Here is a 12,780-nt window from a genome sequence, read left to right on the forward strand (position 1 = left end):
GAACCCAAATGTATAAAATAAATTTTATACTAACAAAAAAATTAGATAGAGTTATGCAGTTTTGCTGCAAGTATACCTTTCTCTGCTTTACTCAGTATAGATTGTGCCTGAATCTTTTTAATCTTATTTAGTATTTCTTGCTGCTTTAATGACAAACTTAACTTTGTTTTTGCTATTTCTCGCTGACATATTCTTATTAAACGACCCAGCAATATCTTTAAATGTTGCATTACCTTCTTACGTTTTTTGGCTTTACTATTATCCTTATATTTCCATAATTTTACTATGTCTTTTTTATATTGCTTGGCATATGTCTCATGTAACTTAATGCCTAAAGTATGACATAACTTTACTAGCTCTATTCTTGCCTTATCCATCAAATACACATCATGAGGATACTTAATATTCTTAATTTGTACTGTAGTATCAACGATTATCGATGCTAAGTCTTTTTTTTTAAGCACTCCGACTTTGCAACCAATTCTTGTTAATTCTTTTAATATCTCATTATATCCTTCTTCCCCTAATATAGCACGAAACCTTCGTATACTAGCTTCTGATATCTCAGCATCTTTCTGCAAATATTCCCAACCACAAAAATATTGCCAATATACGTTCTCTCTCAGCTCTTCTTCAGCTGCAGCATCTGACAGGTTATACATCGCTTGCAGCATAGTTACTCCAAGTAATAACCTGTGACATCTGCGATTCCTACCAAATTTCTTGATATTAACATTTGTCAATAACCATTCCTCTAAAACAGTCCAATTTATTAACGATCTTAATTTATATAACTTGTTATTAGGGTTTAATTCTTCGGTCAATTTATAACCAAAAAGCTGTCCTTGTTTTTGGGATTTTATTATATCTTCTATCGGCATAATTCATACAATCCATAAGGTTTCTGCCAATATTATAGCATTTTCTTATGGATTATCTAGATATTTTTACCCGCTAACCATATTATATATTATCCTTCTAGACTTTTGACGGGGAGACTATCTATAGAATTTACTAGTTGAAATGGAAGGAAATTAATATCTTGTTGCAGTTTTGCTGCAAGTATACGTTGAATTGAACTAATTATTGTTTTATTAATATTGAGATGTTTGGCTATATCTTTGCAAGAATAGTGATGGAGTAGCTGGCGAACTAATTCCTTTAGATGGTTTGGTATGGGATCAAACTTGTTAGTTTTAGTTTGACGCCAGGCTTTAAATTGCTGAGCTACTTGCTCAATAGTAATTGATGGTATTTGCATAGTAGGAACCCAAATTTATAAAATAAATTTTATACTAACAAAAAAATTAGATAGAGTTATGCAGTTTTGCTGCAAGTATACAACTATTCTGATTTAACGCACCAATAAAACTTGTTCTTTCACTACGTTTTCCCGATTTACTCCCATTACAACGACTTCCTTTCATTGACCATCCATATTCATATGATTCATTATCATTTATGCCCGCTTCATCAAGATAAACACGTCTCTCTATCGGCACTTTTTCTAATTCACTGAGAAAATCTTGTCGCTTTCCTTCATCTCTTTCTTTATACGCATATGTCTTTTTTTTCGAGTAATGTTGAGTTTCTTTAAAGCTCGGCTGATAGTCATTATACTTGCAACATTATCTAATTCTTTTGCTATTTCTGTAAGCGTTAACGAGTTACCCTTTTCTACTAAATGACGCAACTCCGATAAATCAGGGATTTTATGACCATATCCTTTCTGGTATCCCTCCTTTGACTTTATATCTCCAGTTTGTTTCTTTAATCTAATCCAATCATAGATTATTGACCGACTAATTTTAAAGGTTTCGCATGTAAGTGCTACTTTCTTATATTTCTCATAATGTTCTATAACTCTAGAACGTAAATCGTAACTGTAGGGGGATGCCATATTTCTATTATATAATTTTTTTATTATTTATCATTATAACTTATTTGAATCCATATGTTAAGTGCTATACCATGATGACCTCTAAACCATAGTACCCTACATTTTTTATTTTGTAGTGAAAGTGTAATTCGACATAATGTACCAATTTAAGGAAAAAAACCGATCTCTAACTGTCATTGCGAGGAGCCACTTTAGGCGACGAAGCAATCCACTTCTGGTCTTTTGGATTGCTTCGTCGTGCTTACACACTCCTCGCAATGACGCTTGTGTAGCATAATATCCTTATAATTTTTTGCTATTTTTACGATAGAATAAAAAATGTAGGGTACTATGCCTCTAAACCCGCTTCCTCTTCTAACTTTCGACAGCTGTACTATAGTTATGCTCATAGGATTAGGTGATAAAGAACATAACGATTGTAAGTTGTCATTCCCGCGAAGGCGGGAATCTAGATACCTGCTTTCGCAGGTATGACACAAAGTTTGTATCACCTAATTCAATAGGTTTCACTGTAGTTTAGTAGCGACGCAATGACGTTTGAGGAGCGTACAATCGTGTATGGATATACTCAAAAATGCAAGAAAAATAAGAAATACCGCAAAAATAATGAGAACAACTATTAGTGGGGCATAAAAATCTGCTATATTTGTTGAATAAATATAAACGCAAATTATTTTTGTTAACCTAAAGAGCATTTTTATGATAAAAAATAAAGTCTTCACTTCTGAATCTGTATCTGAAGGGCATCCAGATAAAATCGCTGATCAAATTTCTGATGCGATTTTAGATGCAATTATCACTCAAGACCCTAAATGCCGTGTTGCATGTGAGACTTTAGTGAAAACTGGCATGATTCTGGTGAGTGGAGAGATTACTACAGATTCTTGGGTTGATATAGAGCAAATAGCACGTGATACAGTAAGAGAAATTGGTTATAATAACCCTAGTCTTGGATTTGATGCAGATTCGTGTGCCGTTATATCCGGCATTACCAAGCAATCAGCAGATATAGCTATTGGTGTAGATAATCAAGATGAGGATATGATCGGTGCTGGTGATCAAGGGATGGTATTCGGTTACGCCTGTAATGAAACAGCAGTTATGATGCCAGCCCCAATATATTATGCTCATAACTTAGTTAAGAGGCAAGCTAAATTACGTAAGCAAGGAATTTTGCCATGGCTTGGTCCAGATGCAAAGTCACAAATTACTTTACGATATCAAGGCAATAAGCCGGTTGGTGTTGATACGGTTGTATTATCAACTCAACATTATAGCCATGTAACTCATAGCCAGATAGTAGAAGCAGTAATGGATGAAATCATTAAACCAGAGCTACCAGCAGAATGGATTAGTAAGGATACAAAATATTTAATTAACCCCACTGGTAGATTTGTTATTGGTGGACCCGTAGGGGATTGTGGGCTTACTGGCAGAAAAATTATAGTAGATACTTATGGGGGAATGGCTAGGCATGGAGGTGGTTGTTTTTCTGGTAAAGACCCAACAAAAATAGATCGTTCTGCTGCCTACATGGCTCGCTATATTGCTAAGAATATTGTAGGAGCTGAAATAGCGGATCGTTGTGAAATACAAATATCCTATGCAATTGGAGTGGCAGCCCCTGTATCTATTTTAGTTGATACTTTTGGTACTGGCAAATTAACTGATAACGAAATAGCAGAATTAGTAAATGAACATTTTGATTTAAGACCAGGTAAAATTATAAAACAACTAAAATTGCAAACTGCTTGTTATCAAAGAACTGCAGCATATGGGCATTTTGGTAGAGAAGATCAGAACTTTACTTGGGAACAATTGTATACTTGCAGCAAAACTGCATAACTCTATTAAATTTTTTTGGTAGTATGAATTTATTTTATAAATTTGGGTTCCTACTATGCAAATATCACCGATTAGTAAAAAAACTGGTTGAAAAACTATCAGTTATACTATAACATTTCAATTATTAAACGTAATGAATGAATCAAAATGAAAAAGCCAAAAGTAGCGACCTTAAGTGCTGAGGAACGAGAAGAACTAATACAACATATTAAGGCAAGTTCATTAACAGGAGATGATCAGCAAGCGGTGATAGAACTTGTGAAATTTTGTAACGAACTAATAGACAAGCTAGCATCATCAAACATCAGTATAAATAAGCTTAAGGAGATGATGATTGGTTTTAAGGCAGATAACAAAAAAAAGATAGTTCAGATTCATTAAAAGAACCACCGAGTGAATCTGATAATAAGAATGGTGGTAATGAAGAAGAGTACGATGAGTCCAAGAAGAGAGATCGCAGTAATTGGCAAGGTAAATATGGATTTGATGATTATCAGGATGCGAATACCAGCTATTTATCTCCTGAGAATTTTTGTAGTGGTGATAGCTGTCCTCACTGTGATAATGGTAAACTCTATAATAGTGAAGCTAGAAAATTGCTACAATTTACAGGTAATGCTCCAATTACAGTCAACAGATATGTAAAGAAAACGTTACGCTGTAATGCTTGCGATTATACAGTTATGAACAATAAGAATATCAACAAATGGACAAATAGTAGCAAAAGTGCAATAGTGTTACAAAAGACCTACGGTACTCCCTTCTATCGTTTATCTAGGTTGCAAAGTTTAAGCGGGGTTCCTGTATCATATAGCTCGTTGTGGCAACAATATTTAGATGTTTGGCAAGAAGGTGGTGGAGCTGAAATTTACAGGGTATTATTGGAAATGGCTGCCGAATGTAGCTCACTGAATCTTGATGATACTAGAGCTAGAATTTTAGAAATTACTGTAGCCAATAAAAAATTACGTACTCAAAATAAGAAAGGACGCAGCTGTTATACCACTACTATATGTGCTAAGACTGCCAATAATGAGGTGATAGTTTTATATTTTACCGGTAATAAGCATGGCGGGGAAAATATTGGTAACGTACTAAAGAATCGTAAGAATAGGACTGATTCTATTCATTTAATGACTGATGCAAGTAACAATAATAACCCGGTATTATCAGAAGCAGATAAAGAATTACTGGCAATAATAGTGATGATCAATTGTTTGTCACATGGGCAGAGAAAATTTACAGAGAATGAACCATATTACCCTGAAGAATGCGGATATTTTCTCAAACAGACTGCTGGGATTTACCATAATGAACATCAATGTAAAGAGATGAGCCTTGAGGAGAAGCTGAAGTACCATAAGGAACATAGCAGTAAATATATAGAAAATATATATAACAAAATAGATGAATTATTTAACGACAAGAAAGTTGAGCCTAATAGTAGGTTTGGGCAAGCTATGAAATATTGGTTAAATAATAAAGAAGGTTTGACGCAATTTTTGAAAATTCCAGTTAGCAGTCTTGATAATAATTGGGCTGAGAGGTCACTACGTACCATTATTTTACAAAGGAAGAATTCATTATTCTTTAAAACAATCAATAGTGCTGAGATACATAGTGGTCTGTATAGTATAGTAAAGACTTGTAGTGAGAATGAAATCAATGCATTTAAATATTTAAATTGGCTGCAAGAGCAGAGCAACAAAGCAAAGAAGCATCCTACGAATTATACGCCTTTTGCCTATGCAAGATATATAAATAATACGGAATTAATCGAGACGGCAGCTTAAATGACAGGAAGCCAATCATTAGAGAGTTTGGCAGAACTAGGATCACCATTATGAATAAGAATGTGTAAGGTTCTATAACAAATCTGATAAGATGAATTATCAGATGGGGAAAGTTTTGCCGTAAATTTACCTTTGGATAGGCGTTTAGAGCATAACCAAAAGCCTTGACCATCAAAGGACAAAATTTTAATGGCAGTTCTGTTTTTATTATAGAATAAAAACAAGGAACCATTAAGAGGGTTGGAAGAAAGTTTTTGTCTGCAAACAGCTATTAAACCATCGATACCCTTACGAAAGTCGATGGCAATAGTGGCAACAAAAATAACTGACTGAGGGGTTAGTTGCAGCATAGAAATGTCTGAATTATGATTTTTGGATCCAATGTTTGGATAATAAGCTTGGTACCATTTGGTTTAATAATGTGGCAAGTGTAGTAATTTTGTTTGGGAGTAGCCACAGGATCAGTATCTATAGAATTTACTAGTTGAAATGGAAGGAAATTAATATCTTGTTGCAGTTTTGCTGCAAGTATACGTTGAATTGAACTAATTATTGTTTTATTAATATTGAGATGTTTGGCTATATCTTTGCAAGAATAGTGATGGAGTAGCTGGCGAACTAATTCCTTTAGATGGTTTGGTATGGGATCAAACTTGTTAGTTTTAGTTTGACGCCAGGCTTTAAATTGCTGAGCTACTTGCTCAATAGTAATTGATGGTATTTGCATAGTAGGAACCCAAATTTATAAAATAAATTTTATACTAACAAAAAAATTAGATAGAGTTATGCAGTTTTGCTGCAAGTATACAACGAAATTCCCCGCCCCAAAAATGTTACTGCTCCTCCTCCAGAAACTTGTATCGAGTGTATCTGTTGCAGCTCTTCTGAATAATTAGGTGTACTAATTTGTCTATTTTCTGCCATAAATAAATACCTGTTTTCATATTATAACATACCCAAGCACTATACTTGACTATTGCCATGCACATAATACATTTCATAATACAACGCAAGAAGTTTTTAAAAAATACTATACTCTAATATCAAGTAAATTATGATTGGCTAACTAAAAAGTAAAAATAAATGAAATATTTTAATAATTATATCATTATTGATATTAGTGGTGTGAATATTTAGTGTATTGTTAAACAATTAGAATTGCTGGATTAGAGAGTTACTTTCTCTATCATTTATTCAAATATTCTATTATTGTTATTAGATATGGCTAACCCGATTAGTATTTAGCCATAGTAAATTTGTGTCATTGCGAGGAGCTACTTCAGTAGCGACGAAGCAATCCAGGAAAGAGATTATATTTGGATTGCTTCATCATGCTTATGCACTTCTCGCAATGACGGAATAATGCTAGTCGGATTAGCTATATATTAAATAGAAGAGGAAAATATGATGAAAGATATCTGTAAAAAAGTCAAATGTATCGTATACTTGCTTATATATGGGGTGGTCACTTGGATTGTCGCAAAATTTATACTTATGTCAACATTCCAGGATGATGGTCAATGTCACTGCTCTGAAACTCCAACGTTATTGCATTATATTTTGGCTTTGTTAATAACTACAGCACCAGTGATAACATATATATGCACGAGAAATCGTAAGCCAAAAGCAAAATCTGATACTAAAAAATTATGATTGGTAAACTAAAAGGTAAAATAGATGCATGTTTTAATGATTATGTCATTATTGATGTTAGTGGTGTGGGATATTTAGTGTATTGTAGTAGTAAAACTCTAAATAAATTAGTCGTTAATGAGTTTTGTCAATTATTTATTGAAACGCATGTAAGAGAAGATCATATTAATCTTTACGGCTTTTTATCTCTTGAAGAGAAGTTTGTTTTTAATTTATTACAATCAGTGAACGGCATTGGAACAAGGATGGCTTTAGCTATTTTATCAAATTTATCACCTGAGCAAATCCAATCAGCGATAGCCAGGCGGGATAAAGAAGCTTTTAAAGCCGTTTCCGGTGTTGGGCTAAAATTAGCTGAACGAATTATCATAGAGTTAAAGGATAAAGCCTTAACTAACCTTGCTAACAATCTTCCCCTCGATAAGAATGATAGTGACTTAGCTAAGATATCATCTGATGCTACATTAGTTTTAACCTCACTTGGTGTTAATAGAGCTGAAGCACATAATTTAGTACAGGAAATTATTGCAAAGAATCCTGATCTCTCTATTAATGAACTAATTAAACTTGCATTAAAGGCACGTAGTTCCAATGTCTAAAAACGTTTTATCAGCTGATATACTCCCAAGCGATCAAGAGTTTTCTCTACGACCTAGCTACTTAAAAGAATTTGTTGGACAACAACAAATCAAAGAGAATTTATCCATTTTCATCCAAGCAGCTAAAAATAGGTCTGAACATTTAGATCATACCTTATTTTATGGTCCCCCTGGACTTGGTAAAACCACTCTTGCCCAAATTATTTCTAAGGAAATGGGAGTAAATTTTAAGTCCACCTCAGGACCTGCTATATCAAAAGCAGCTGACCTAGCTGCCATACTTACTAATTTGCAAGATAATGACGTGTTATTTATTGATGAAATTCACCGTCTTAGCACAAATATTGAAGAAGTATTGTACCAAGCAATGGAAGATTTCGCTTTAGATATAGTTATTGGCGAAGGACCAGCAGCAAGATCAGTAAAAATCAATCTACCTAATTTTACTTTAGTTGGAGCAACTACTAGACTCGGTCTATTGAGCAACCCTTTGAGAGATAGATTCGGTATACCATTACGTTTACATTTTTATAATGTGGCTGAATTAAAACTTGTTTTGAGTAGAGCTAGTAAATTGCTGGCAATTAATGTAACCGATGATGCGTTAGAAGAAATAGCGGGGCGTAGTAGAGGAACCCCAAGAATTGCCCTTAGACTAATTAGACGGGTGAGAGACTTCGCTTCTGTCGATGATCAGCTAGAAATTGATAAAAATATTGCCAATATTTCACTAAATCGATTAGAAGTTGACAAAATAGGTTTGGACAGTAATGATTATAGATACTTAAAGTTTATAGCTGATAATTATGGTGGGGGTCCGGTTGGTATAGAGACAATTGCCGCAGCTCTATCAGAACAACGTGATGCTGTTGAAGAGACTATCGAACCCTATCTAATACAAATAGGATTATTACAACGCACCCCGAGAGGCAGAGTCATTACTAAAAATGCCTTTGACCATCTTGGAATATATAGCTAAACCGATTAGTATTTATCCATAGCAAACTAAAGATACTTAAGGAAGGAATATTATATGCAAAAAGCTTTAACTTTTATAATTGCGGCAGCAATTATTTACTCTATTGTTCAAATGAAAACGCAATCTCCACCTGAGGAGAATGCCCCTAAGGTTCAGACGACCAACGAAGCAGAAAGTACTAACAATACTAGTACTAGCACTCCTGAACAAGCAAATATACCATTAACTGGTAATTTCCTTGAAAAAACTGTTTCAAAAGTTTTGATCAATGCTCTTAAAACAGAAGAAGGTAGACTATTCTTTGAAAACTTACTACAACCAACTAATAAACCTATTACTGATGGTAAATATACTATAGAGGTTAATAGAGATTTAATTCAGCCAATGTTTAAGATTAATAGCTTTGGTAATGGGACTGTTGGTCCAGCGACTTGTGGTCATGTAGTCACATTACATTACCAATTATTGGATATTAACAATAACTTACTCAGCGAAAATACTAAAACCTTTACCCTTGGTTCTCGAACAATTATGCCAGGAATTGATTCTGTAGTAGTAGGTATGATGGTTGGACAAACCAGACAAGCTATACTTCCTGCAAAATATGTATATTCTAACGAAGAAAATAAAGCATATGATTCACCTTACAGGGTTAATATTGTCCTAAATTCAATATTACCTAATAATTTTGTTAATAGTCATGAAGTAAAGATATTTGATGATGAAATAGCTTATAGGATGCCGTTATTATGTGGAGATAAAGTAGGGGTTGATGCAAAGATTACTAAATTATCGAATGGACAGGTGCTTTATGATTCAGTGCAAGAAGGTAAAAAACTAGACATAAAAATTGGTGATATTAATTGCCCTTTAATTGTGTCGTATGCTCTGCATGGTAAAGTACCAGTTGGCACTAGAACGGTAATTGCCAAAGGTAAGTTATTTAAAGCACTTGGTTCTAATATCAATAGAATGCTTAATCAAAGTAAGATCCCTATGGACGAATATTTGATGCTGGAATTAACAAATTTTCAAACAAGACTTCCTGGATAAGTCAAAGATAATTGAGGGAAAAAATGCACGATACTAATTACAATACTAAAAGAGCAACTGTACCAGCTCTTGAAGAGTTATTATTTGAACCCATAAAAGTACTAGATCATGGTTTTATCAGGGTTATTGATTATATGGGTGATGATAGTAGCATAGTACAAGCAGCACGAGTATCGTATGGTAAAGGGACAAAACAACTAAGCCAAGATAAAGGTTTAATTAATTACCTAATGCGTCACAAACATACGACACCATTTGAAATGTGTGATATCAAATTTCATATTAAACTACCTATCTTTGTTGCAAGACAATGGATACGTCATAGAACCGCTAGTGTTAATGAATATTCAGCTAGATATTCTATATTAGGAAATGAATTTTATTTACCAGAAAAACAGAATCTTGCTGCTCAATCTACAACAAATAAGCAAGGAAGAAGTGATGAAGAAATTCCAGAAAAAATTGCAGATAAAGTATTAGTGCTACTAGAAAAAGATGCTAAAATATGCTATCAGCATTATACTGAAATGATGAACCAAGATGAACAGGGGAATATTATCGATGAAAATACCATAGGTATTACTAGGGAACTTGCAAGAATGAATTTAACCTTAAACTATTATACAGAATGGTATTGGAAAATTAATTTGCATAATCTGTTAAATTTTCTGTTACTACGAGCCGATTCTCATGCTCAATACGAAATCAGAATATATGCAGAAAAGATGCTAGAAATAGTGAAAGCTTGGGTACCTTTTACTTATGACTCTTTTAAGGAATATAGACTAGAAGGTAATAATATTTCTAAAAAAGGACTGGATGTCATAAAAAGACTAATTAATAAAGAAGATGTTACTCTAGAATCTAGTGGTATGACCAAAAGAGAATGGGATGAATTAATGAAAGTTATTGGATAGTAAAACAAAGGTGACCGTTCACGGGCTTTTAAGGAAGTAGATTAATTAATTCCTGACAAGGGTTTACGTGCATAGCCCTACATTTTTTATTTTGTAGTGAAAGTGTAATTCAACATAATGTATCAATTTAAGAAAAAAAACCGATCTCTAACTGTCATTGCGAGGAGCCACTTTAGGCGACGAAGCAATCCAAAAGACCAGAAGTGGATTGCTTCGTCGTGCTTACACACTCCTCGCAATGACGCTTGTGTAGCATAATATCCTTATAATTTTTTGCTATTTTTACGATAGAATAAAAAATGTAGGGTACTATGGTTTACGTGTCAGAGTACTTATCTGTTTTTTTAAACACTATCCCCTGTAACTCGTACTATGTTTGCTCCACAATTACTTAATTTTTTTTCCAAGGTTTGATATCCACGATCTAAGTGGTAAATTCGATGTATTTTTGTTGTATCATTGGCGGCAAGTCCAGCTAATACTAGAGACACCGAGGCTCTGAGATCGCTTGCCATAACTTCAGCACCTGTCAAAAAAGGTACACCGTGTATTATAGCACTATTTCCTTTAACTGTTATATTTGCACCCATTCGGCATAATTCAGGAACATGCATAAAGCGGTTTTCAAAAATAGTTTCGGTGATTGTAGAAGAACCGCTGCAAAGAGTCATAAGACTCATAAACTGAGCTTGGAAGTCTGTTGCAAAACCTGGATATGGGCTTGTATGGATATCTACGGGATTTAATCTGTCTACATAAGAAACTCTTAAACCATTATCAATAGGTTCAACTTTTATGCCAGCTTCAATGAGTTTTAATACTATATTTTCAACAATATTGCTATTAATTCCATAAATATTTAAATTGCCTTTAGTAATGGCCGCCGCCATCATGTAGGTACCAGCTTCAATACGATCCGGCATGACTGAATAGTGGGTATTTTTTAAATAAGATTTACCAGCAATTCTTACTTCGCTTGTACCAATTCCATTTATTTCCGCACCCATTTTGTTAAGACAATGGCATAGATCAACAATTTCTGGTTCTCTAGCACAGTTAAATAATATTGTTTCTCCTTCAGCTAAAGTCGCTGCCATTATGGAGTTAATTGTTGCTCCAACAGATATTTGTTTAAAAACAAAATGTACAGCTTTTAATCTACCTTTGATTGTAGCATTAATATAACCATGATCAACATCAATATTTGCTCCCATAGCTTGCAGAGCTGCTATATGTAAATCTACTTGCCGAGCACCTATAGCACATCCTCCAGGTAAGGAAACCTTAGCTTTAGAGAATCTAGAGAGTAGAGGTCCAAGAACCCAAATAGAAGCACGCATTTTACGTACTATATCATATGGTGCAGTAAAATTATTAATATTGCTGCTATCGATATCCATGCTCAAGTGATCTTGATGATCAGTTACAGTGACAACACTACCTAAATTCTCAAGTAATTTTTTCATTGTGAGAATATCGGTAAGCTTTGGAATATTATTAATATTAAGCTTATCCGTAAGGAGTGCAGCTGTCATAATCGGTAACGCCGCATTCTTAGCCCCGCTAATGCTAATACTACCTTCAAGGGGGATACCACCTTTAATTATTAAACTGTCCATAGGAATTCCTTATTATATAATAACCTGAATTTGATATAACTTGTTATATCAAATTCAGGTATAAGTCAATCAGGTTTAAAGCGGCATATAACCAGGGCAGTTTAAAAGTCGCAACTAATGATATAAAATACTAGATTATAGAAACGAATAACCGTCATCGCGAGCCACGAAGTGGCGTGGCGATCCAAATAAACAGCTTGCTGTTTTATTTTTGCCGTTGCAATTTTTTGGATTGCCGTGTCGTAGCGAAGCGGCTCCTCGCAATGACGTTTATGCATTTCTCAAAACAGATTCTTATATCATTAGTTGCGACTTTTAAACTGCCCTGGCATATAACCTGTTCAATAGATGATTTTAATAATTAAAGTATCTATTGAATAATAAAAAAGTTAAAACGCATACGAAGAACCGTTTCCAGTATG

At 34.0% G+C, this 12,780-nt stretch carries 19 protein-coding genes; 9 read left to right on the plus strand and 10 right to left on the minus strand.

Annotated features, from left to right (window positions below):
* Nucleotides 1-41 precede the first annotated feature (41 nt).
* The 5 genes from ACQH2P_RS00955 to ACQH2P_RS00975 form a co-directional block, all read right to left on the minus strand.
* Nucleotides 42-881: a transposase gene (locus ACQH2P_RS00955; RefSeq protein WP_425362653.1), complete on the minus strand. Its 840-nt coding sequence runs from the start codon at nt 879-881 to the stop codon at nt 42-44.
* An 89-nt stretch (nt 882-970) separates the two neighbouring features.
* Nucleotides 971-1,261, minus strand: a complete 291-nt coding sequence (locus ACQH2P_RS00960; RefSeq protein ID WP_425362654.1) for a hypothetical protein — start codon at nt 1,259-1,261, stop codon at nt 971-973.
* Between the two features lie 46 nt (nt 1,262-1,307).
* Nucleotides 1,308-1,502, minus strand: coding sequence for a transposase (locus ACQH2P_RS00965; protein WP_425362655.1), 195 nt, complete (start codon nt 1,500-1,502; stop codon nt 1,308-1,310).
* A gap of 5 nt (nt 1,503-1,507) precedes the next feature.
* A complete protein-coding gene (locus ACQH2P_RS00970) occupies nt 1,508-1,900 on the minus strand; it encodes a helix-turn-helix domain-containing protein (protein WP_425362656.1) in 393 nt (130 codons plus the stop codon).
* A 191-nt stretch (nt 1,901-2,091) separates the two neighbouring features.
* Nucleotides 2,092-2,289, minus strand: a complete 198-nt coding sequence (locus ACQH2P_RS00975; RefSeq protein ID WP_425362657.1) for a hypothetical protein — start codon at nt 2,287-2,289, stop codon at nt 2,092-2,094.
* Nucleotides 2,290-2,297: 8 nt separating this feature from the next.
* Here ACQH2P_RS00975 and ACQH2P_RS00980 point away from each other — a divergent pair, with 8 nt between their 5' ends.
* The 5 genes from ACQH2P_RS00980 (at nt 2,298) to ACQH2P_RS01000 (ending at nt 5,538) form a co-directional block, all read left to right on the plus strand.
* Nucleotides 2,298-2,420: a hypothetical protein gene (locus ACQH2P_RS00980; protein WP_425362658.1), complete on the plus strand. Its 123-nt coding sequence runs from the start codon at nt 2,298-2,300 to the stop codon at nt 2,418-2,420.
* A gap of 182 nt (nt 2,421-2,602) precedes the next feature.
* Nucleotides 2,603-3,745, plus strand: a complete 1,143-nt coding sequence (gene metK, locus ACQH2P_RS00985; RefSeq protein ID WP_425364073.1) for a methionine adenosyltransferase — start codon at nt 2,603-2,605, stop codon at nt 3,743-3,745.
* Nucleotides 3,746-3,892: 147 nt separating this feature from the next.
* Nucleotides 3,893-4,126: a hypothetical protein gene (locus ACQH2P_RS00990; protein WP_425362589.1), complete on the plus strand. Its 234-nt coding sequence runs from the start codon at nt 3,893-3,895 to the stop codon at nt 4,124-4,126.
* Nucleotides 4,127-4,156: 30 nt separating this feature from the next.
* Nucleotides 4,157-4,390, plus strand: coding sequence for a hypothetical protein (locus ACQH2P_RS00995; RefSeq protein WP_425362621.1), 234 nt, complete (start codon nt 4,157-4,159; stop codon nt 4,388-4,390).
* 38 nt (nt 4,391-4,428) lie between these two features.
* Nucleotides 4,429-5,538, plus strand: coding sequence for an IS66 family transposase (locus tag ACQH2P_RS01000; protein ID WP_425362659.1), 1,110 nt, complete (start codon nt 4,429-4,431; stop codon nt 5,536-5,538).
* Here the strand turns inward: ACQH2P_RS01000 and tnpB are convergent.
* Genes tnpB through ACQH2P_RS01015 form a run of 3 tightly spaced genes read right to left on the minus strand, consistent with a single transcriptional unit; the run spans nt 5,535 to nt 6,462 of the window.
* Complete coding sequence (gene tnpB / locus ACQH2P_RS01005; protein WP_425362591.1) at nt 5,535-5,888, minus strand: IS66 family insertion sequence element accessory protein TnpB; 354 nt, start codon at nt 5,886-5,888, stop codon at nt 5,535-5,537. The two genes, ACQH2P_RS01000 and tnpB, sit on opposite strands and share 4 nt — an antisense overlap.
* On the minus strand, nt 5,876-6,265 hold the full coding sequence (locus ACQH2P_RS01010) for a hypothetical protein (protein WP_425362660.1): 390 nt from the start codon (nt 6,263-6,265) through the stop codon (nt 5,876-5,878). The genes tnpB and ACQH2P_RS01010 overlap by 13 nt, the downstream gene beginning before the upstream one ends.
* A gap of 56 nt (nt 6,266-6,321) precedes the next feature.
* On the minus strand, nt 6,322-6,462 hold the full coding sequence (locus ACQH2P_RS01015; RefSeq protein WP_425362661.1) for a hypothetical protein: 141 nt from the start codon (nt 6,460-6,462) through the stop codon (nt 6,322-6,324).
* 725 nt (nt 6,463-7,187) lie between these two features.
* On the opposite strand from ACQH2P_RS01015, the gene ruvA reads away from it, so the two are divergent.
* Genes ruvA through thyX form a run of 4 tightly spaced genes read left to right on the plus strand, consistent with a single transcriptional unit; the run spans nt 7,188 to nt 10,739 of the window.
* Nucleotides 7,188-7,790, plus strand: coding sequence for a Holliday junction branch migration protein RuvA (gene ruvA / locus ACQH2P_RS01020; protein ID WP_425362662.1), 603 nt, complete (start codon nt 7,188-7,190; stop codon nt 7,788-7,790).
* Nucleotides 7,783-8,769, plus strand: coding sequence for a Holliday junction branch migration DNA helicase RuvB (ruvB, locus tag ACQH2P_RS01025; protein WP_425362663.1), 987 nt, complete (start codon nt 7,783-7,785; stop codon nt 8,767-8,769). Before ruvA ends, ruvB begins: the two co-directional genes overlap by 8 nt.
* A 54-nt stretch (nt 8,770-8,823) precedes the next feature.
* Complete coding sequence (locus ACQH2P_RS01030) at nt 8,824-9,822, plus strand: FKBP-type peptidyl-prolyl cis-trans isomerase (RefSeq protein WP_425362664.1); 999 nt, start codon at nt 8,824-8,826, stop codon at nt 9,820-9,822.
* A 23-nt stretch (nt 9,823-9,845) separates the two neighbouring features.
* Nucleotides 9,846-10,739, plus strand: a complete 894-nt coding sequence (gene thyX, locus ACQH2P_RS01035) for an FAD-dependent thymidylate synthase (protein WP_425362665.1) — start codon at nt 9,846-9,848, stop codon at nt 10,737-10,739.
* Between the two features lie 344 nt (nt 10,740-11,083).
* On the opposite strand, the gene murA is transcribed toward thyX, so the two are convergent.
* Together murA and ACQH2P_RS01045 are read right to left on the minus strand one after the other, a co-directional pair.
* Complete coding sequence (murA, locus tag ACQH2P_RS01040) at nt 11,084-12,358, minus strand: UDP-N-acetylglucosamine 1-carboxyvinyltransferase (RefSeq protein WP_425362666.1); 1,275 nt, start codon at nt 12,356-12,358, stop codon at nt 11,084-11,086.
* 101 nt (nt 12,359-12,459) lie between these two features.
* On the minus strand, nt 12,460-12,636 hold the full coding sequence (locus ACQH2P_RS01045; protein WP_425362513.1) for a hypothetical protein: 177 nt from the start codon (nt 12,634-12,636) through the stop codon (nt 12,460-12,462).
* Between the last annotated feature and the right edge of the window lie 144 nt (nt 12,637-12,780).

The sequence above is a fragment of the Candidatus Tisiphia endosymbiont of Hybos culiciformis genome (assembly GCF_964030975.1).
Taxonomy (GTDB): domain Bacteria; phylum Pseudomonadota; class Alphaproteobacteria; order Rickettsiales; family Rickettsiaceae; genus Tisiphia.